Below are 22098 nucleotides of genomic sequence, written 5' to 3' on the forward strand. Positions count from 1 at the left end.
ACAATGTGAATTATTAGCTAGAAGTGCAGCATAAAAAAGTTTGACTTTTTGTGTCCAAAATATTGACATAAGACCAGATATATACGCATCGGTATTAGGAACAGGACGTGAAAATGTAAAAAAAGTATTTCTAAATACATTTGGAGATGAATTACCAATAGATGATATGTATATAGAAAAAGATGAAAATTTAACTATAGCTATAGAAAAAGGAGTTCCTTTAAAGAGCGGAGTTCATGAAATTCTTAAGTATTTAAAAGATAATGATTTTAAAATTGCACTTGCAACATCTGCTGTTTCAGAACGAGCATTTAAGCAATTAAGACAAGGAAATATTGAAAAATTTTTTAATGTTGTAGTATGTCGTGATGAAGTTAGAGAAACTAAGCCTAATCCTGAGATATTTTTAAAAGCAGCTAAAAAATTAATGGTAGAACCAAATGAATGTATTGTAATTGAAGACTCAAGTGCAGGAATAGAAGCTGCCTTTAATGCAGGGATGATCCCTATTCATGTTGTAGATTTAAAAGACGCAGATGAAAATATTTTAAAAAATTGTTATAAAAGCTTTAATAATTTAAACGAAATAAGAAATGAGCTAGTTAATATAGAATAAAAATTTCTATTTAATATTAATAGTAATAATATTTTTGGTGAATACTATTTATATAATTTTTTATGTAAGGAGTATTATTAAATGGAAAGAGAACATTATATGGTAAATGGTATTGCAAATGAAAATATGAAAACACAAATAAAGAATGCACTAGAAAAAATAGATGGCGTGGATAATGTTTGTGTAGATATGGCACGTGGAAGTGTTGAAGTAATTTATAATAAGCCAGCAACAGAACAAGAAATAAGAAGTTGCATAGAGAATACTGGACATAAAGTTGAATAAAAAATAAGGGTAAAATGCTGATAGGATTAGATATCTTATCAGCATTTTTATTTTAATTTTATTTTTGAAAATAGTATTAAAAATTAAGCTTATTACGTCATTATAAAATTAAAGTTGCTATATATTTATAGAAGTGGGGTAATAGCAAAATTATATTATTAGGAAAAGTTACAAAAACAATGAGATTTGTAGAAAATATTGTAAAAATAGAGTTGGTAATGATAAAATTTAATTATATAAAAGGAGGGAGAAATATGATGCTTAAAAATAAGTATAATGAGGTAAGAAGTGGGTGGAAAATACTTTTAGTATTTTTACTTTCATATGCTTTAACTTTAGGAATATCTATATTAATTGGAATAGTAATAGGTATTGTTCTTTTATCAAATGGAAATACTGATTATTTAATGAATTTTAATATAGAGTTAAACACAGAATATGAATTGATTTTTCAAATTACAACGTCAATTAGTAATATAATATTTATTTTATCTTGTATTATTATGTGGAAATTATTTGAGAAGAAAAAGATTAGTAAGATGGGTATAACACCTATTAAAAAAGGGTATAAAGAATTAATAGTAGGACTAGCTTTAGGGGCATTTACTATGAGCATAGTTGCAATAGTAATAATGTCTATAGGTGATGTTAGCTTAATAAATCCAATTAGTAAGCCTCAAATAACAATATCTCTATTATATGGATTAGTAGGTTTTATATTTGTTGGCTTTGGTGAGGAGATATTATCTAGAGGATATATTATGTCTGTATTAAAGCAAACAAGAAACAAATGGATAGTATTGCTAGGTCCAGCTTTAATATTTGCAGCATTACATTTAGGGAATAATGGTATAGATTTATTATCGTTTATTAATTTATTTTTAGTTGGTGTATTATTTGCATATATGTTCATGAAATCTAAAAATCTTTGGATGCCTATAGGTTATCATATAACATGGAATTATTTTCAGGGATATATTTGGGGATTTGGAGTAAGTGGAATTGGTGTAAATGGATTATATAAAGTAGAGAATATAAGCAACAATATAATAAATGGAGGAGCATTTGGGCCAGAAGGAGGGATAGTTGTAACTATAATAACCTGTTTAACATTTTATTTTGTATATAGATATTATAAAAATAATGATGTTGATGAATTTATGAAAATTGAAAATAAAGAAGAATTAGAAGTAAATTAAAATATTAGCTGTCACATTAAATATAATTTTTATGTGACAGCTAATTTTATTTTTGAATAAATTTTTCTCTAAATTCAAGTGGAGTTTTTGATGTTATTTTTTTAAAAACAGTACTATAATAGCTTTGATTATTAAATCCTACAGATAAAGCAATATCTAAAAGTGATAAGTTAGGATTTTTTAATAGTTCCTTACTTTTTTCTATCTTATAAGAATTTAAGTAATTTATAAAAGTAGAGCCTGTCTCTTTTTTGAATATGCTACAAAAATAGCATTTATTAATATTCAATTCTTTACAAAGATCATCTATAGAAATTTCTTTAGTATAATTTCTTTCTATATATTCAATTGCGCGTATAACACAAGGGGAGTTGTTTTTTGTTATACTATGAGGACAAATATGCTTATCAATAATAAAAGAGTAAAATTTTAAAACATTATTTAGTGTTGAGGTATTTATACATAATATATCTTTTTCAAAGTTATAATCACCTTCAATTGTATAAGGACCAATTAAAATATACATTTCAGTATTATTATAATGGCTAAACATTATGCAGCTGTATTTTATATTATGGCAGAGGTCTAATTTTAAAATTCCAGGTTTAAAAATATGATTTTTTATTTTATCAATGGCTTTAGGAGTATAAAATGAGTTTTTTATATTGGTATCGCTTTTATAAGTGGAAATGACATCAAATTTATTATTTAGAACAATTGTAGGTACATTTAAACAATTAAAAAAATTAGTAAAAGCATTGCTTAAAGTCATATTAGAGTAAAACCTCCTTGTTTAATAGTTTAGAATATTTTGAGAAACTACAAGTTTGCTTAATATACATAAAAAATATTTTAAACAAAATATAGTTAAAAAATATATAAATATAGTTAAAATGTTTTTTTGTAATATATGATAATATATAAAAAGTAAATGATAATCAATATCAATTATTATGAAAGATAATTAATGATATGTCAATGTAGATAAATAAATAAAATAAAATTTTAGGGGGATATAATCTATGTTAAAAAAGAAACTTTGTACAATTTTAGCGGCAATAATGGTTACAACTACAGTGTTAGGAAGCAATATACAAACTGTTGGAGCAACAGTAATAGATAGTGAATCAGTATTAACTGTTGGTCAAAAAGTAGAAAATGGAACATATGAAGTAGATAATAAAGTTCTTAAAGCAAATTCAGAATCAGAAAGTAGTATGAAGAATTATATAGAAAGAAAATCTACTATAAAGGTTGAAGATAGTAAAATCACAGTAACTATTAAATTTAATCAAGCAGGAACAGATGTTATAAAAGAGGTACATGGAGCTACTGTCGATGGTGAAGCAATAGAATTAATAAAAAATGAAGATGGATCAATTAGCTTTATAGTTCCATCAATAGATTCAAAAATTAATATTGATATAACATATGAAGTTAAAGCAATGAATTGGGTTCATAGAACAACTTTTGACTTAGTAAATGATACAAGTTCAATTCCAACTGTTGATGATTCAGTAAATAATGGAGGAGATGTTGAAACACCTGAAACACCTGAAATTCCTGATAACGATAATTCAAATAATGATGGAAATACAGATGGTGAAGAATCAAAAGTTTTAGAAGATGGAACTTATACGTTAAATAATTCAACTTATAAAGTTGGAACAACTCAACAAAGTATGGCTAGACAATTTATAGAAGATAAAACAGTTGTAACTGTGAAAGATGGAAAAATAGTTATGACATTAAAGTATAAAGGCCTTGGATTAACTGGAATAAGAAATACTAATATAAAAGTTAATGGAGTTGCTACTAATTCAACTATAAATGAAGATAAATCAGTAACATTTGAAGTACCAACAATAGATGCAAAAGTTGAAGTTGAAATGGATATAAATGTTGAAGCTATGGGGTTCAGTGAGGTTCAATCAATTGACTTTGTTAATGATATAGATTCATTAAGTAAAGTTGATGAAAATGAATCAGGAAGCAATGGAGACCAAAATAAGCCAGGTGATGAAAACAATAGTGGAAGCACTGGAAATGAAGGTTCAAACAATGGAAAAACTGAAGAACAAGGAACAAAAGTTTATACAGGTAAAAATGAGGTAACTCATGAAAGTGAAACTGGATTAAGTATGGCGAGAAAAGCGTTAGAAGAAACATTAAAAGTTGAAGATGTAAATGGTAAGAGATATGTTACATTAACATTTACAGCTATGGGATCAACAATGATGAAAGATCATACAGTATATGTTAATGGATCAAAAGTAGATGCAACTAAAACATTAAATGGTGAAGTTGTTAGTTTAAGTTTTCCTGTTGGAAGTCTAGATGATTCGATAAAAATTTCTGCATTTGTTTCTATGATGGGGGCGAATGTAGAGTTTGGAGTTAAGGTATTACAAGATACATTAACATTAGTTACAGATAATACAACAAACAATGGAACAACAGGTGGAACAACAACTGGAGGTTCTTCTAATAATGGTAGTACAAGCAATGGAACAACAGGAAATAATACAACAACTACTGAGGAAGAAAAAGTTACAAAAGGAAAGTTATATTCTATCAAAAATAACGTAACTCATGAAAGTGAAACGGGAAGAACAATGGCTAGAAAGTACTTAAATTCTACTTCAAAAGTTGAAGAAATTGAAGGGAAATATTATGTAACTTTAACTTTCACAGGAGCCGAGTTTATGCAAAATCATGAAATCTATGTAAATGGCAAAAAAGTTACTGTAACTAAGACTACTAATGGAGATTCAACTAATATTAGATTTAAGGTTTCAAGCTTAAACGATACTATAAAAGTAAAAACTTATGTAGTTCCAATGTCTAGAGAAGTTGAGTTTGGGGTTGAGTTATTAAAAGATACATTAACATTTATCAAGGAATATACAGTAGATACTCTACCACAAACTGGTGCAGCAACTAGCTCAGCAGCAGTAGCTGGATTAGGATTACTTTTAACATCTGCAGGAACAGTTTTAACAAAGAAAAGAAAGTAATTTAATTGGAAAGTATGTAATATCAGGGGGTAAAGAAAATAGTTTTAACTATTTATTTGCCTCCTAATTTAGTTTTTATTTTGAGGAGAAGAAAGCAATGAAAATATTAAATAAAATTAAATTAATGGCAATGGCTGTACTGGCTTTGGGAATATTTTTTATTTTAGGAAGCAAGAGTGCATATGCTACAGAAAGTAATATTGAAAGTGGAATTTATGAAGTTGAAAATGAGGTTTATCATGAATCTGAAACTGGAATGGCAATGTCAAGAACCTATCTTTTACCATCAATGAGTGTTGAAGTAACAAAAGAACATATAATTTATACTATAGGTTTTTCAGGCAGTGATTATATGGAAAATTACAGAATGAAAGTTAATGGAGAAGAGGTTCCAGTTGAGATATTAGAAGAGAATACCCAAGAGGGAATTGTTAAATTAAAAGTTCAAGTTGATAAAGTAGATGCTGATATGGAGGCTATTATTTATGTTGGACCTATGGAAAGAGATGTTCAATTTAAGGTTATACCTAAAATGGACACTTTAACTTTAGTAGAAGCTATTGAAGACGAAGTTGAGGATATAGTAACAGAAGAAACAGCTTCGGATGAAAGTGAAGCTGTTTCTTCTCATGAAGAAGATTTAGCAGTAGCAGCTGAAAAAAAGGAAAATAGTAATTTACCTTTGCTTATAGGTGGTGTAATTGTTGTAGCTGTAATTGGAGCATTAGTAATTACAAAAGTAAAGAAAAAATAATTAGTTATAAAGTAAATTATAGGAAGGTTATACATTATGAAATATAAAAGAATTATGTCTATGATAGCAACAGGAATTTTGATGTTAAATTTAGTAAGCTGTAGTTCTGATAATAATGAAAATAAAGATGTAGCTATGGAAAGTGGTGAAGAAGTAGTAGTTGCAACCTCTGTTGCGGTAACAGAAATATTAGATGCTTTAGGAGTTAAGGTTTCAGGAGTACCAAAAACATCATATGAATTACCGAAAAGTACTGAAGGGGCAGTTGAAATTGGAAATCCAATGAGTCCAGATTTAGAAATAATTAAATCTTTAAATCCAACTATAGTAGTATCAGTAGATACATTAGGTTCAGATTATATGAATTTATTCACAGAAAATAATATACCAAGTGAATTTGTTTCTTTAGAAAGCTTAGATGGATTAAAAGAAGCAATAACTATTTTAGGGAAAAAATTTGATAAAAATGATGAAGCTAAAAACTTATTAAACGAAATAGAATTAAAGGAATCGGAAGTGAAGAAAAAAGCAGAAACTCTAGAAAATCCTGAAATTTTAGTTTTATTTGCAGCACCAGGTTCAACTATGATAGCAACATCAAAATCTTATATTGGAAGTTTAGTTAAAATAGTTGGTGGAAAAAATATAGTTGAAGATAATAGTACATCATTTACAACCTATAATAAGGAAGATTTAGCTATGCTTAATCCAGAAAAGATTTTAGTTATGGTACATGCAATGCCAGAAGAAACTAAAGCTGCATTAGAAAAAGAAATGTCTACTGATTCAGCTTGGCAAAATATAAAGGCAGTAAAAGAGGGAAATGTAGTATATTTAGATAGCACTTATTTTGGTATGAGTGCAAATCTTAAAGTTATTGAGGGATTAGATATATTAAGTGATATAGTTCATGGTGATGGAGAATAGTTATGAAAGTTTCGTATAAAAAATTTAAAGTATCATTTATAATAATATCACTGTTAATATTATTAGCTACTGTACTTGTATCATTAAAATTAGGTAGTGTTAATATTACATTTAATGAACTTATAAGTGGGTTATTCTCTGGACAAAAAGATGGAAATATTGGCATAATAAGGGATTTAAGAATGCCGAGAGTAATTATTGCTGTATTAGTTGGAGCTAATTTAGCAATAGCAGGAGTTTTGTTGCAAGCAGTAATAAGAAACCCATTAGCAGACCCATATATAACAGGAATATCTTCTGGTGCTTGTGTAGTAACAGTTTTCTTTATGGTATTTATACCAAGTGTTACTAGTTTAAGACCTGTATTTGGTTTCTTTGGTGGATTAGTTTGTTGCGTAATTATTTATTTTATGGCATATAAAAATGGATTATCACCAATAAGAATTGTATTAGCTGGTGCAGCTTGTAATGCATTATTAGGTGGATTTTCATCAATGATAACAGTTAGTGCTGGACTTGGATCTGGTAATATTCAAAAATGGATGATGGGAAGTTTAGCAACAGTTAATTGGAGTAATGTTCATATATTATTGATTTATTCAGTGATAGGAATAATTGCAGCATTAGTATTAAGTAAGGTATGCAATATATTAGCTCTTGGTAGTAAAAATGCAAAGAGTTTAGGATTTAATTCAGATTTATATATGATAATAGTAACTGCTGTAGCTGTATTTTTAGCAAGTATATCAACATCAATTGCTGGAGTAATATCATTTGTAGGATTAGTTGTTCCTCATGTTTGTAGAATTATAATAGGATCAGATCATAAATACTTAATTCCTTGTAGTGGGATAGTAGGAGGATTTTTAGTTTTATTTGCAGACACTGTTGGAAGAATGGTAATGAGACCTAATGAAATACCAGTAGGGGTTGTAACAGCTATATTTGGAGCACCATTTTTCTTATATCTTTTAAGAAGGAGTGACTTAAAGTAATGATAAAAGCAAAGGATTTATGTTTCTCTTATGATAAAGAAAAAACTTTTATTAATAACTTAAATGTTGAAATAGAAAAAGGAAAAATAACAACTATATTAGGCCCTAATGGTAGCGGAAAATCAACTTTATTAAGCATATTTGCTGGATTAAATAAACCATCATTTGGAGAAGTAACTATTAAAGGTAAATCTATAAAGTCATTGAAACAAAAGGAATTAGCAAAAGAAATCGCCACAGTTCATCAACAAAATACAGTTCCAAGTGATATTACTGTAAAAGAATTAGTATCTTATGGCAGAATTCCTCACAAAAAGTATTTCCAAGGAAATAATAAAAATGATGATCAGATAATAGAATGGGCAATAAAAAGAACCGGTCTTGAAAATTTAACTAATAAAGCTGTTATGAGTATGTCAGGTGGAGAAAGGCAAAGAGCTTTTATTGCAATGGCACTAGCTCAAAAAAGTGAAATTTTATTTTTAGATGAGCCAACTACATATTTAGATATTTATCATCAGGTTGAGATATTAGAGCTTGTTAAGGAGTTAAATAAAGAAAATAATTTAACTGTTGTTATGGTATTACATGATATTAATCAAGCTATAAAATATAGTGATAATGTAATAGTAATGAAATCAGGACAAGCTATAGCTAATGGCAAGTCAGAGGAAGTTATAAATATGAATCTGCTTAATGATGTATATAAAATTGGTGGATTTATTAGTGAAATGGAAAAAGAAATTATTTTTGTTCCATTGAAGTTATAAGATTAATAAAGGATGATATTGATATGAAGAATAGTAAAAATAAGATATTAGCGGCTGCTGTTTGCGGAGTTATAGTAAGTTCTATTGGAACAAGTTTTGTAATTGATAATAAAAAGGAGGTAAAGGGAGAATTACCACAAGATGTTGAAAATATTGAGATAGATAATGAGGAGATTGTTTCTGAAGAAATAGAGGGTATTGAGAAAAATATTGAAGATGAAGTAGAAAATGATACAGAGAATAGTGAAGAAATTATAGCTAGTAATGATGAAGTATCAGAAAATAGTAATAATGTTGAAAATAATAATGGGAGTAACACAATTAGCTCAATCAATGAAGTTTATACTCAAGACTCACAAAATACTACTGTAAATAATAATGCAAGTAATAGTACATCTAACAATACTATAGTTGAAGAAGGAAAAGATGAAACAAGTAATAGTGGAAATTCTAACTCAACTAACAATGATGTTGTAGAAAATACATCTAAATACAAGGATGGTACTTATTCAGGATCAGCATCAGGGTTTGCAGGAACATTACAAGTTAATGTACAAATATCCAATGATATAATAACAAGTATCACTGTTACTAGCCATAATGATACTCCAGGTTTTGCTGATATGGCAATAGAAGAGATACCAAGTAAAATAATAGCAATTCAAAGCACTAGTGTTGATGTAGTATCAGGTGCAACGTATACTAGTAAAGGAATTATTAATGCAGTAAGTGATGCTTTAAGCAAAGCTTAGTTTTGATATATATAATTAGTGAATAACAGAAATAAATTGCTTCGCAATTTATTAATTAAGTGCCACAAATTTGCCACAAACATGCCCAAACTTTACGGAGATTTTATTTCTACAAAACTATAAAATTTAAATATAGATAAATTATTAGGAGGGGAATAAGCTTGAGGCAATCTAAAATAAAACATATAAGATTAACAGTACAAATAATAATTTTAATTACTGTTACGGTAGCTGCTTTAAATCATTATTTAAGCACAATAGGAATAGAAATACCATGGATATCGGAAGCATTATTTCATTATATTTGTCCAGTATGTGGAGTAACTAGTATTTATCAGTTCTTTGCATCATCCACTCTTTTAGTAGTAAAGCTTAAGAGTGCTCTTGGAATAATAATAGGATTAGCAATAATGTCAGCAGTACTTTTTGGACCTATTATTTGTGGATTTATTTGTCCATTTGGAGCAATACAAGATTTATTATCAAGATTAGGGAAAAAGATATTTAAAAGAAAATATAATACATTTATTCCAAAGAAAATAGACAGTAAGCTTAAATATTTAAGATATGTTGTATTAGTATTAACAGTGATTTTAACAGCAACTTCATCAGTTGCATTATTAGAAGCAATTAATCCTTATCATGCATATTTATCAATATTTAATAGAAAGTTTACTGTATTGGGTATTATAGGATTTGTTATATTAGTATTAATAATAGGTTTATCATTTTTTGTACAAAGACCGTGGTGTAGATATGTATGTCCATATGGAGCATTTTTAGGATTATTTAATAAGATAAAGGTTTTTAGAGTGTTTAGAAATAAAGGGACATGTATAAGTTGTAAAAAGTGTACTAGGGAATGCCCAATGGGAATTGAGGTACATGAAAAAGAAGAAGTAAGAAGTTTAAGTTGTATTTCATGTATGGAATGTGTAGGAGATAAAGTATGTCCAAAGGATAATACAATTTCATTTACTTCAAAGGATAATGAAGAAGAGAATACAGATAATTTATTAAGTAGTTTTGTAGAAGATAATAACATAAAAGGTGATAAGTTCTATATTACTGATAAAAAATAGAGGGAGTGGGTTAAAATGAAAAATAGTAGAAATAAAATTGTGGCAGCAGCTGTTTGTGGAGTTATTACAGGAGCTGTAGGAACTAGTGTAATTGGCAATTTTCAAGCAAATAATCAAATTAATTCTCAAGTAGCTAATAGTAACAATACTGACTCATTTTCTAATGGAAGTAATGGCTCAAGTGAAAGTTTTACACAAAATTATGGAGGTAGACCAGTAAGAGGAAATGCTGGTAAGGGCGATCATCATAAAGGAGAAACTTCTTTAGATAGTACAGAAGGTGTTGATGTTACAAGTGGACAATATGCCGATGGAACTTACTATGGAACTTCATCTGGATACTCTTTAGGATTAAAGGTAGAAGTAACTATATCAAACGGGCAAATTTCAGATGTCCAAGTAGTTAGTCATAATGAAACACCAGGATTTTGTGAGAGGGCTATTGAAACAGTACCATCAGAAATAGTATCAGCACAAAGTACAAATGTAGATACGGTATCAGGTGCAACATATACAAGTATAGGAATAATAAATGCTGTAAATGATGCTTTAAGTAATTTACAAAATTCTTAATAAAAAATAATATAACTAATACTAGATAATGAAATGAATACTTATAGATAAGTTATATAGGAGTGATAATTATATGAAAGGTTTTTTTGAAAAAGAAGACTTTATATTTAGTACCAGAGTTAAGCAAAAAATAGGCTATAAAGAAAATAATTTATTTGAAATAGAGAAAATAGCAGATAAAGCAACTTTAATTATGAATGAATTTGAAGAAAGATTAAGTTTTTTTAAAGAAAATAGTGAGGTAAATATATTAAATAAAAGTACATCTAAGGGTTTTACTAGAGTTTCAGTTGATACTTTTGAGATATTAAAAAAATCAAGCTATTATTCTAAATTAACTAATGGTATTTTTGATATAACTATAGCTCCTTTAGTTAAAGAATGGGCAATTAATAGTAATAAGCCTAATATTTTAAGTAATAATAGAGTTAAAGAGTTACTTAGTTTAGTTGATTATGAAGATGTTATACTAAATGAAGTTAATTCATCAGTTATGTTATTAAGAGAAAAACAAAAAATAGATTTAGGTGGTATTGCAAAAGGTTATATTGCAGATCAAATAATAGAATTTTATAAAAATAATAATATAGAATCAGCTATAATAAATATAGGTGGAAATATAAAGGTTTTAGGAAGAAAAAATAAAGAAGAATTATGGAATGTTGGAATATTTGAGCCTAAAAAACATAGTGAAAATATTATTTGTTCTGTTGAGGTTGAAAATAAATCAATAGTTACATCAGGTGGATATGAGAGGGCATTTGTATATAATAATGAATTATATTGTCATATATTAAATGCTAAAACTGGTTATCCTGTTAAATCTGATTTAAAATCAATAACTATAGTAAGTACTTCATCTATTGAAGGTGATGCACTTTCTACACCATTATTCATTATGGGAAAAGATAAAGCTTATGAATTTATGAAAAAAAATAATATTAGTGGAATAATGGTTACAGATAAGAATGAAATAATACTTACTAAAGATTTATTGGAAGGATTTAAATTATTTGAAAATTATAAAGTATTAGCTTTTTAAGAATAGTAAAAAATTAAAATAAGGGCTCTTATATCAAAGTCTGATATAAGAGTCTTTTCTTTATATTAAATTAAGATAGTTAAAAAATTCCAATTAAATTTAAATAGTATTATTCTTTTTTATAAAGTGAAATAATTATAAGTCATCTACATCTTGCTCTTCACCATATCTAACTGTACCTTCTGAACTAAAGCTATCATTAGGGTCTTTTTCTATAAAGTATCCATCATTAGGTTCTTTAGATTTTTTTGCACACTTTGTACAAGATTCCATTTGAACATTAGTTAAATCATTTATTTTTTTCATTTTACTCATTATTAGGACTCCTTTATAAGTATGATTATATACTTAGTATTACTAAAAATAATAATATATATGAAAATATATAATTACATTTTATGTATAAAAAGGTAAAATTAAATAAAGGGGTTTGAGGTAAGTAAATGGAGGGTACAATGAGATTAATAAGATTAAATGATATAAAGGAATATTTACAGTCTTATGCAGATGCTATTTCTAATATATTAAAAATAGATGTTGAAATAGTTGATGAGAATTTAAATAGGATTATTGGCACTGGAGTTTATGAAGAGAAAATAGGGATTAATATAAAAAAGAATGGATTAGTTTATTCAGAAACATTAAGAACAAGAAAAATGCAAGTTATTGAGAATCCAGGTAAAAATAAATTATGTAAGAAATGTATAGATAAAGATAATTGTTTAGAAAAAATGGAGATAAGCTATCCAATTTATTATGGGGAAGATACTTTTGGAGTTATAGGCTTAGTGTGTACAACTGATAAACAAAAACAAAGATTGAGGGAAAATTTTAACAGCATAATTGCTTTCATAGGACATATGTCAGAATTAATTTCTGCAAAAATTATTGAGCAAAATGAAGAAATGATGCAGAGAAAAAATTTAGTGTTTCTAAAACAAATAATTAATTCAGTAAATGATGGAGTAATTGTTATAAAAAATAATAACATAATAAGTAGTATAAATTTAAAAGGAGTAAAGGAATTAGCCATTAATACAAATATTGTTGGACAAAGCATTAAAATAGAGTTAACAGGAGATTACTTTCAAGAATCACAAATTTATATTATAGAAATAAATGAAAAGAAATATGAGGTTGTTGGAAGGTTAATACCAAGTACTACTAACTTGGAGGATTATAATAGTGTATTAATTTTTAATAAGTTAAAAAAGATAAAGGAAGAAGCAATTACATTAACTTATGGAATAAATAAAACAAATATATTTTCAATTTTAGGTGACTCTAAAGAAATGATGATTTTAAAGAGTAAAATAAAAAAAATTAGCAATTCGACTTCAACTGTTTTAATTACAGGTGAGAGTGGAACTGGAAAAGAATTGGTAGCAAGGGCTATTCATTGTGAAGGAAATAGAAAAGATAAACCTTTTATTGCAATTAATTGTGCTGCAATACCAGATACTTTATTAGAAAGTGAGCTTTTTGGATATGATAAGGGAGCTTTTTCAGGTGCAAATTCTAATGGTAGAATTGGAAAATTTGAATTAGCAAATAAGGGTGTTATTTTTTTAGATGAAATAGGAGATATGCCATTATATTTACAAGTAAAACTATTAAGAGTATTACAAGAAAAAACAATAGTAAGAATAGGTTCTAATAAATTAATTTCTTTAGATTTAAGAGTTATAGCGGCTACTAATAAGGATTTAAAGGAATTAGTTAGAAAGGGAAAATTCAGAGAAGATTTATATTACAGACTAAATGTTATACCAATAGAAATTCCGCCATTAAGAGAACGAAAGGGGGATTTAGAATTATTACTTAATTCATTAATAGATAAATATAATATTGAATTTAACAAATCAGTATATTTAATAGAAGATAATGTTTTAGAGATGTTTAAAAAGTATAAATGGTATGGAAATATAAGAGAGTTAGAAAATGTAGTTGAATTTATGGTAAATTTATGTGACGAAAGAGGTATAATTAATGATACCATGTTACCACAATCATTTATAGAAAGTTTTCATGAACAAATGGGATTAGAAGAAAAATATGATGATAGTATAAAAGATATAATTCCATTAAAAGATATTGAAAAAATATATATAAAAAAGGCTCTTGAAATATATGGTGATACAACTGAAGGTAAAAAATTAGCAGCAAAAAAATTAGGAATTGGTATTGCAACATTATATAGAAAATTAGAATAATAATAAAAGTTTATCAAAATGATAACTTTTTATTAGTTTAATAGAATTAATTAGGATAACACTATGTTTACCCCAATTATCAAAATGATAATTTATTATCATTTTGATAATTGGGGTAAATTTTAGCCTAAAATAAATAAAAAACTAATATAAATAGCATTGTTTTTAAATGTATTTTTTGGAAAAAGTAAAATTTATGCTTAAAATTAAAAATATTTTGGCATAGTTATTGCTATAAATATTAGTGTAATGATTTAGTACAAAATTTATTTGAAGTAGTGGGAGGGTATTATGGATTTTAAATCAATTAAGTTACAAGCAGAAGGGTATGAAAATAGTATGACTAAGTTCTTAAGGGACTTAATAGCAATACCAGGAGAAAGTTGTGGAGAAAAAGGTGTTATAAATAGAATTGCTGAAGAAATGGAAATGCTAGGTTTTGATAAGGTTGAAATTGATGGAATGGGTAATATATTAGGTTATATGGGTACTGGAAAAACATTAATAGGATATGATGCTCATATTGATACAGTTGGACTTGGAGAATTAAGTAATTGGAATTTTGACCCATATAAGGGGTATGAAACTGATGAAGAAATAGGAGGTCGTGGTGCATCAGACCAACTTGGAGGAATTGTATCAGCAACTTATGGAGCAAAAATAATGAAGGATTTAGGTCTTTTAAGTGATGAATATACTGTATTAGTAACAGGAACTGTTCAAGAGGAAGACTGTGATGGTCTATGTTGGCAATATATATATAATGAAGATAAGGTGAGACCAGAATTTGTAGTAATTACAGAACCTACTAATGGAAATATTTATAGAGGTCAACGTGGACGTATGGAAATAAGAGTTGAAGTTAAGGGAATATCTTGTCATGGATCTGCACCAGAACGTGGAGATAATGCAATTTATAAAATGGCAGATATACTTCAAGAAGTAAGAGTATTAAATGATAATCTTCATTATGATGAATTTTTAGGTAAAGGAACTGTTACTGTTTCTGAAATATTCTTTAATTCACCATCACGTTGTGCAGTAGCAGATATGTGTGCAATATCATTAGATAGGCGCTTAACAGACGGAGAAACATATCAATCAGCTTTAGAGGAAGTAAGAAATTTACCATTTGTAAAGAAATATAAGGCTGAAGTTTCAATGTATAAATATGAGAGACCAAGCTATACAGATCTTGTATATCCAACTGATTGTTATTTCCCAACTTGGGTAATACCAGCAGAAGCACCAGCAACTAAGGCTATGGTTGAAGCATATAAAGGAATGTATGGTGAACCAAAGGTTGATAAATGGACATTCTCAACTAATGGAGTTTCTATAATGGGTAGATTTGGAATACCATGTATAGGATTTGGACCAGGAAAAGAAGAGGAAGCTCATGCTCCTAACGAAAAGACTTGGAAGGCAGATTTAGTAAGATGTGCTGCAGTTTATGCTGCTATGCCAACTATTTATTGTAGAGAGAAATAGTTAAAATTTTAAATAATAGGAATAAAGGGAGAGATATAAAATGGGATTAATGGATAAATATATTAAAGAATTAAATGAATTAAGCTTTGAAAATATGTATAATGACGACTTTTTATTAACTTGGGAGAAGTCTGAAGATGAATTAAAGGCTGTATTTACAATTGCTGAAGCTTTAAGAGATTTAAGAAAAAATAATATTTCATCAAGAATTTTTGATAGTGGTTTAGGAATTTCATTATTTAGAGATAATTCAACTAGAACAAGATTTAGCTTTGCATCAGCTTGTAATTTACTTGGACTTGAAGTTCAAGATCTAGACGAAGGAAAATCTCAAATTGCTCATGGTGAAACTGTAAGAGAAACTGCAAATATGATTTCATTTATGGCAGATATAATTGGAATTAGAGATGACATGTATATAGGTAAAGGTAATACTTATATGAGAGAAGTATCAGAAGCTGTTAGAGAAGGTCATGAAGATGGATGTTTAGAGCAAGTTCCTACTTTAGTTAACTTGCAATGTGACATAGATCATCCTACTCAAGTAATGGCAGATACATTACACCTAATAAATGAATTTGGTGGAATAGAAAATTTAAAGGGAAAGAAAGTAGCCATGACTTGGGCATATTCTCCTTCTTATGGAAAACCATTATCAGTACCTCAAGGTGTAATAGGATTATTAACTAGATTTGGAATGGATGTTGTACTTGCTCATCCTGAGGGATATGAAGTAATGGGAGAAGTTGAAGAAATAGCAATGAAAAATGTAAAGGAGTCAGGTGGATCATTTACAAAAACAAATTCTATGGAAGAAGCATTTAAGGATGCGGATGTAGTATATCCAAAGAGCTGGGCTCCATTTAGTGCTATGGAAAAACGTACAGATTTATATGCTAAAGGTGATAGTGAAGGTATTAAAGCTCTAGAAAAAGAGCTATTAGCACAAAATGCAAATTATAAGGACTGGGAATGTACTGAAGAATTAATGAAGACAACAAAGGATGGAAAAGCAATATATTTACACTGCTTACCAGCAGATATAACAGGAGTAAGCTGTGAAGAAGGAGAAGTAGAAGCTTCAGTATTTGATAGATATAGAACATCATTATATAAAGAAGCTAGTTTTAAGCCATATGTTATTGCTGCAATGATTTTCCTAAGTAAAATTAAAAATCCACAAGAAACTTTAAAAAGTCTTGAGGAAAAGGGAAAGGAACGTCAAAGTAAATAAATTAAATAATCAATTTATAACTGGGAACTAAGAGTAAAAAATAATATTTTTACTTTTGGTTCTGGGTTTAATATTTAATTTGAGGTTAATTGATAATATTTGAAAAGGGAAGGGGTATAGGAATGAGAAAGAAAATAGTAATTGCTTTAGGTGGAAATGCCTTAGGTAATACTTTGGCAGAGCAGATGGTAGCTGTTAAATCAACAGCAAAGGCTATAGTTGATTTAATAGAAGAAGGTAACGATGTTATTATATCTCATGGAAATGGACCACAAGTAGGAATGATTAATAGTGCAATGACAGAATTTCATAAAACAAATAAAAAATACTCAATATGTCCTATGTCTGTGTGTGTAGCAATGAGTCAAGGATATATAGGATATGACTTGCAAAATGCTATAAGAGAAGAATTATTAAATAGAAATATAAATAAAGGTGTATCAACAATAATAACTCAAGTTGAGGTTGATCCAAATGATAGTGCATTTGATAATCCTACTAAACCTATAGGTGCTTTCATAACCAAAGAAGAAGCAGATAGCATAATAAAGGAAGGAAAAAAGGTAATAGAAGATAGTGGCAGAGGATATAGAAGAGTAGTTGCATCACCTAAGCCAATAGGAATAGTTGAAGTTGAAACTATAAAAACTTTAGTTGAAAGTGGACAGGTAGTTATAGCTTGTGGTGGGGGTGGAATTCCTGTAATCAGTGAGGGTAATCACTTAAGAGGTGTAGGAGCAGTTATTGATAAAGATTATGCTAGTTGTGTATTAGCTAAAGCTATAGATGCAGATTGCTTTATTATTTTAACCGCAATAGAAAAGGTTGCTATAAATTTTGGAAAAGAAAATGAAAAATGGCTTAGTGAAGTTAGTACAGATGAAATGAAAGAATATGTTAAAGAAGGGCATTTTGCACCAGGGTCAATGAAACCTAAAGTAGAAGCTGGAATTGATTTTGCAGATTCTAAAGAGGGAAGATATGCATTAATTACATTACTAGAAAAAGCTAAATACGGCATAGCTGGTAAAACAGGAACGAAAATATATAAATAAGCTGTATTACAAAAGAGACCTTATGTAAACGTATTAAAAGAGTGGTGGAGGATTTATGGAAGAAAATAAAAAGTCACAACTTTTCAAATTTTATGGAAAGCTTAGTTTAAAGGAACTTGTACCATTAGGATTACAGCATGTTGTAGCTATGATTGTAGGATGTGTAACACCAGCCATAATTGTTGCATCAGCAGCAGGTTTAGATGCGACAGATAAAATTTTATTAGTACAATCATCACTTGTTTTTTCAGGAATTGCAACTTTGATTCAAATATTTGCAATAGGAAGGAAGATAGGATCAAAATTACCAATAATAATGGGGGTTAGTTTTGCTTATGTTCCAACTTTAACGGCTATAGCTGGTGAATTTAATATGGCCACAATATTTGGGGCACAAATTTGTGGTGGAGTAGTTGCTATAATTTTTGGGATGTTTTCTAAAAAACTAACTAAATTTTTTCCATCAATAGTAACAGGAACAGTAATTTTTGCTATTGGACTTTCATTATATTCAACTGCGGTTAAATATATTGCAGGAGGAGTTGGGAATGAAGGCTTTGGATCACCTTTAAATTGGCTTGTTGCAGTGATTACGTTATCAGTTGTAATTTTCTTAAATTTTTATACTAAGGGAACTTTAAAGTTAGCATCTATATTATGTGGAATAATAGTAGGGTATATTATTTCATTATTATTAGGTATGGTTTCTTTTGTAGAAGTAGGAGAGGCTAGTTGGTTTCAAATGCCTAAATTTATGCATTTTGGATTAAGCTTTAATGCTACGGCTATAATATCTATGGTTGTAATGCATATAGTAAATTCAGTACAAGCTATTGGAGATCTATCTGCGACTACAAATGGAGCTATGAATAGAGAAGCAACAGATGAAGAGATATCAGGTGGAATAGTTGGGAATGGTATATCAAGTATATTAGGTTCATTATTTGGTTGTATGCCAACTGCTACTTTTAGTCAAAATGTTGGAATAGTAACTATGAATAAAGTTATAAATAGAGGAATCTTTATATTTGCATCAATAGTAATAATATTGTCTGGTTTAATACCTAAGTTTTCTTCTATATTAATAAGCATACCTCAATGTGTCTTAGGAGGAGCTACTATTACTGTTTTTGCAACAATTACAATGACTGGAATAAAAATGATTTCAGCTAGTAAGTTAACCACTAGAAATACAACTATAGTTGGACTTGCTATAGCTTTAGGAACTGGAATCGTACAAGTTGAATGTTCTTTAGGGTTATTTCCAGCTTGGGTAATTTCTATATTTGGAAAATCATCAATAGTTGTAACAACATTAGTTGCAATAATATTAAATTTAATTTTACCAAAAGAAAAAGAGCAAGAGGTTAAAGTAGAAGAAAAAATAAAGAATGTATTGTAGTTATAAATAAAGTTTAAAAAGGAGAGAGAAATAGTTATGAAAGAAAGAATAGAATGGAAAGAAAATACTTTGCCAAAGGTAAAGAGTGAAAATAGATTAGATTTTTTAAGTAAAGAGGAAATTGAGAAAACAAAACAATTTCATAGTAGCTTCCCACAATATAAAGAGACACCATTAGTTAACTTAGATAATTTAAGTAAAAAAATAGGGGTTGGAGGAATATATATCAAGGATGAATCCTATAGATTTGGATTAAATGCATTTAAAGTATTAGGTGGTTCTTTTGCAATGGCGAAATATTTAGCTCAAAAATTAGGGAAGGATATTTCAGAACTACCATATGAAAGGTTAATATCTGATGAAGTAAGGGATGAACTTGGAGATATAACATTTGTAACTGCTACAGATGGAAATCATGGAAGAGGAGTAGCGTGGACTGCTAATAAATTAAAACAAAAATCAGTAGTATATATGCCTAAGGGTTCTTCTCAAATAAGATTAGAAAATATAAGAAAAGAAGGTGCAGATGCATCAATAACTGATATGAATTATGATGAGGCTGTTAGATTAGCAGCTAAATATGCAAGTGAGCATAATGGAGTAGTTATCCAAGATACAGCATGGGAAGGATATGAAGATATTCCAGCTTGGATAATGCAAGGTTATGGAACTATGGGATTAGAAGCTCTAAATCAGCTTAAGGATTTTGGAGTTGAAAGACCTACACATATATTTATACAAGCAGGAGTTGGATCTTTAGCTGGTGCAATTCAAGGATTTTTTGCATCTGTCTATAAGGAAAATTGTCCTATAACTACTATTGTAGAGGCTAGTGAAGCAGCTTGTATTTATAAATCAGCTGTTGCTAATGATGGAAATTTAAGAATAGTAGATGGTGATATGCCTACAATTATGGCTGGATTAGCTTGTGGTGAAGCTAATATTATTGGATGGGATGTTCTTAAAAATTGTTCAAGTATGTTTGTTTCAGCACCAGATTATATTTCTGCTAATGGTATGAGGATTCTTGGAAATCCAATTAATGAAGATAAAAAGGTAGTTTCTGGTGAGTCAGGAGCAGTAACATTAGGATTACTATATGAAATAATGACTAATAATGAATATTTAGAGTTAAAAGAAAAGTTAGGATTAGATGAAAATTCAAAGATTCTTTTATTTAGTACAGAAGGGGATACTGATCCTGATAAATATAGAGAAATTGTTTGGAAAGGTGAATATTAAAAAAATTATAAAAGTAGCACCTAGTTGTTTAAAATTTAATTTTTTTAACGTAATTACTACATTATGATTAATTGTAAAGGTAAAAATATTAAAAAGTAGGTGGAAGAATGATTTTAATTGGTAATGGAAGAGTAATTACTAACGATAGTAATAATAGATTTATAGATAATGGTTGTATAGCTATAGAGGGAAATATAATTAAAGATATTGGTGAAACATCTTTAATTAAGTTAAAGTATGAAGATAAATATGATGAGTTTATAGAGGCTAAGGGAAAGCTTATAATGCCAGGACTGATAAATACTCATCATCATATATATAGTGCTTTTGCTAGGGGATTAAATTTAAAAAATCCTCCAGCAGAAACATTTACTGATATTTTAAAAAATGTTTGGTGGAGAATTGATAAAAAACTCTCCTTAGAAGATATAAGGTATAGTGCTTATACAACTTTAATTGAATGTATAAAAAGTGGTGTAACTACTGTCTTTGATCATCATGCAAGTCCTATGGCTGTAGAGGGAAGTTTATTTGCTATATCTAATGTAGCAGATGAATTAGGAATAAGGGGATGTTATTGCTATGAAGTTTCTGATAGAGATGGACAAAGAATACTTAAACAAGGAATTAATGAAAATATAGATTTTATAAAATATGCAAATACAAAAGAGGATGATATGACTAAGGGTATGTTTGGAATGCATGCATCATTTACATTAAGTCATGAAAGTTTAGAAAAGTGTAAAGAAGCTATGAATGGAATAGATTCTGGATATCATATTCATGTGTCAGAAGGTATTGAGGATTTAAAGAATAGTTTAATGTATAGTGGCAAAAGAACAGTTGAAAGATTAATGGATTATGGAATATTAGGTGATAAGACTATTGCAGGGCATTGTATTCATGTTAATGAAGAGGAAATTGATATATTAAAAGCAACTAATACAAATGTTGTAAATAATCCAGAGTCTAATATGGCAAATGCTGTTGGAGTAGCTCCTGTTATTAAAATGATGGATAAGGGAATTAGAGTTGGCATTGGAACAGATGGATATACAAGTGATATGTTTGAATCAATGAAGGTTGAAAATATTATTCATAAACATAACTTATGTAATTCTAATGTTGGTTTTATGGAAACATCTAAAATGATATTTAATAACAATAAGGAAATTGCATCTAAATACTATAAAAATCCATTAGGTGTGTTAGAAGAAGGCGCTTATGCAGATATTATAGTTGTAGATTATAATCCTATAACTCCTATAGATAAGGAGAATTACTTTGGGCACATTTTATTTGGTGTTTGTGGTAGAAGTGTTGATACAGCTATTATTAATGGAAAAGTTGTAATGAAAGATAGGGTAATAGTTAACATTGATGAAGAGCTTATTTATAAAAAATCACGACAAGTAGCTGAAAGGTTATGGAAAAGGCTTTAAGAATTTT

The 22098-nt window shown here is 28.4% G+C and carries 21 protein-coding genes; 19 read left to right on the plus strand and 2 right to left on the minus strand.

Annotated elements, in window-relative coordinates:
- Positions 1-40 precede the first annotated feature (40 nt).
- From HCG76_RS01535 to HCG76_RS01545, 3 genes are all read left to right on the plus strand, one after another.
- Entirely contained in the window at positions 41-616 is a 576-nt protein-coding gene (locus HCG76_RS01535) for an HAD family hydrolase (protein ID WP_221700963.1), read from the plus strand.
- 81 nt (positions 617-697) lie between these two features.
- Entirely contained in the window at positions 698-901 is a 204-nt protein-coding gene (locus HCG76_RS01540; protein ID WP_221700962.1) for a heavy-metal-associated domain-containing protein, read from the plus strand.
- A 254-nt stretch (positions 902-1155) separates the two neighbouring features.
- Positions 1156-2100: a CPBP family intramembrane glutamic endopeptidase gene (locus HCG76_RS01545; protein ID WP_221700961.1), complete on the plus strand. Its 945-nt coding sequence runs from the start codon at positions 1156-1158 to the stop codon at positions 2098-2100.
- Between the two features lie 46 nt (positions 2101-2146).
- Here the strand turns inward: HCG76_RS01545 and HCG76_RS01550 are convergent, their stop codons facing one another.
- Entirely contained in the window at positions 2147-2872 is a 726-nt protein-coding gene (locus HCG76_RS01550; RefSeq protein ID WP_221700960.1) for a helix-turn-helix domain-containing protein, read from the minus strand.
- Between the two features lie 250 nt (positions 2873-3122).
- Between HCG76_RS01550 and HCG76_RS01555 the strand changes: the two genes are divergently transcribed.
- The 9 genes from HCG76_RS01555 (at position 3123) to HCG76_RS01595 (ending at position 12012) form a co-directional block, all read left to right on the plus strand.
- Positions 3123-5117, plus strand: a complete 1995-nt coding sequence (locus tag HCG76_RS01555; RefSeq protein WP_221700959.1) for an NEAT domain-containing protein — start codon at positions 3123-3125, stop codon at positions 5115-5117.
- A 97-nt stretch (positions 5118-5214) separates the two neighbouring features.
- On the plus strand, positions 5215-5871 hold the full coding sequence (locus HCG76_RS01560; RefSeq protein WP_221700958.1) for an NEAT domain-containing protein: 657 nt from the start codon (positions 5215-5217) through the stop codon (positions 5869-5871).
- A 36-nt stretch (positions 5872-5907) separates the two neighbouring features.
- Complete coding sequence (gene isdE, locus HCG76_RS01565; RefSeq protein WP_221700957.1) at positions 5908-6798, plus strand: heme ABC transporter substrate-binding protein IsdE; 891 nt, start codon at positions 5908-5910, stop codon at positions 6796-6798.
- Between the two features lie 2 nt (positions 6799-6800).
- The gene (locus tag HCG76_RS01570) at positions 6801-7793 is read left to right on the plus strand and encodes a FecCD family ABC transporter permease (protein WP_221700956.1); all 993 of its coding nucleotides are present in this window, start codon (positions 6801-6803) and stop codon (positions 7791-7793) included.
- Positions 7793-8563: an ABC transporter ATP-binding protein gene (locus HCG76_RS01575; RefSeq protein ID WP_221700955.1), complete on the plus strand. Its 771-nt coding sequence runs from the start codon at positions 7793-7795 to the stop codon at positions 8561-8563. Before HCG76_RS01570 ends, HCG76_RS01575 begins: the two co-directional genes overlap by 1 nt.
- A gap of 23 nt (positions 8564-8586) precedes the next feature.
- Entirely contained in the window at positions 8587-9315 is a 729-nt protein-coding gene (locus tag HCG76_RS01580; protein ID WP_221700954.1) for an FMN-binding protein, read from the plus strand.
- A gap of 161 nt (positions 9316-9476) precedes the next feature.
- On the plus strand, positions 9477-10397 hold the full coding sequence (locus HCG76_RS01585; protein ID WP_221700953.1) for a 4Fe-4S binding protein: 921 nt from the start codon (positions 9477-9479) through the stop codon (positions 10395-10397).
- Between the two features lie 15 nt (positions 10398-10412).
- Positions 10413-10970: an FMN-binding protein gene (locus HCG76_RS01590; RefSeq protein WP_221700952.1), complete on the plus strand. Its 558-nt coding sequence runs from the start codon at positions 10413-10415 to the stop codon at positions 10968-10970.
- Positions 10971-11043: 73 nt separating this feature from the next.
- A complete protein-coding gene (locus HCG76_RS01595; RefSeq protein WP_221700951.1) occupies positions 11044-12012 on the plus strand; it encodes an FAD:protein FMN transferase in 969 nt (322 codons plus the stop codon).
- Positions 12013-12147: 135 nt separating this feature from the next.
- Here HCG76_RS01595 and HCG76_RS01600 read toward each other — a convergent pair whose 3' ends face one another.
- Entirely contained in the window at positions 12148-12327 is a 180-nt protein-coding gene (locus tag HCG76_RS01600; RefSeq protein ID WP_221700950.1) for a hypothetical protein, read from the minus strand.
- A 140-nt stretch (positions 12328-12467) separates the two neighbouring features.
- Between HCG76_RS01600 and HCG76_RS01605 the strand changes: the two genes are divergently transcribed.
- The 7 genes from HCG76_RS01605 to ssnA all read left to right on the plus strand — a co-directional run bounded on the left by HCG76_RS01605 (position 12468) and on the right by ssnA (position 22091).
- Positions 12468-14225 (plus strand): sigma-54 interaction domain-containing protein, encoded by a 1758-nt coding sequence (locus HCG76_RS01605; RefSeq protein WP_221700949.1) that lies wholly within the window; start codon positions 12468-12470, stop codon positions 14223-14225.
- Positions 14226-14516: 291 nt separating this feature from the next.
- Positions 14517-15716, plus strand: a complete 1200-nt coding sequence (locus tag HCG76_RS01610; RefSeq protein WP_221700948.1) for a YgeY family selenium metabolism-linked hydrolase — start codon at positions 14517-14519, stop codon at positions 15714-15716.
- Between the two features lie 40 nt (positions 15717-15756).
- On the plus strand, positions 15757-16950 hold the full coding sequence (ygeW, locus tag HCG76_RS01615) for a knotted carbamoyltransferase YgeW (protein ID WP_221700947.1): 1194 nt from the start codon (positions 15757-15759) through the stop codon (positions 16948-16950).
- Positions 16951-17072: 122 nt separating this feature from the next.
- Positions 17073-18005 carry a carbamate kinase gene (gene arcC / locus HCG76_RS01620; RefSeq protein ID WP_221700946.1) on the plus strand — a complete coding sequence of 311 codons (933 nt, stop codon included), beginning with the start codon at positions 17073-17075 and terminating at the stop codon, positions 18003-18005.
- A 55-nt stretch (positions 18006-18060) separates the two neighbouring features.
- Entirely contained in the window at positions 18061-19407 is a 1347-nt protein-coding gene (locus HCG76_RS01625; RefSeq protein WP_221700945.1) for a uracil-xanthine permease family protein, read from the plus strand.
- Positions 19408-19443: 36 nt separating this feature from the next.
- Positions 19444-20649 (plus strand): diaminopropionate ammonia-lyase, encoded by a 1206-nt coding sequence (gene dpaL / locus HCG76_RS01630; RefSeq protein WP_221700944.1) that lies wholly within the window; start codon positions 19444-19446, stop codon positions 20647-20649.
- Between the two features lie 107 nt (positions 20650-20756).
- The gene (gene ssnA, locus HCG76_RS01635) at positions 20757-22091 is read left to right on the plus strand and encodes a putative aminohydrolase SsnA (RefSeq protein ID WP_221700943.1); all 1335 of its coding nucleotides are present in this window, start codon (positions 20757-20759) and stop codon (positions 22089-22091) included.
- The last annotated feature ends 7 nt before the right edge of the window (positions 22092-22098 follow it).

The organism is Clostridium sp. K13 (assembly GCF_019734195.1).
GTDB lineage: Bacteria > Bacillota > Clostridia > Clostridiales > Clostridiaceae > Clostridium.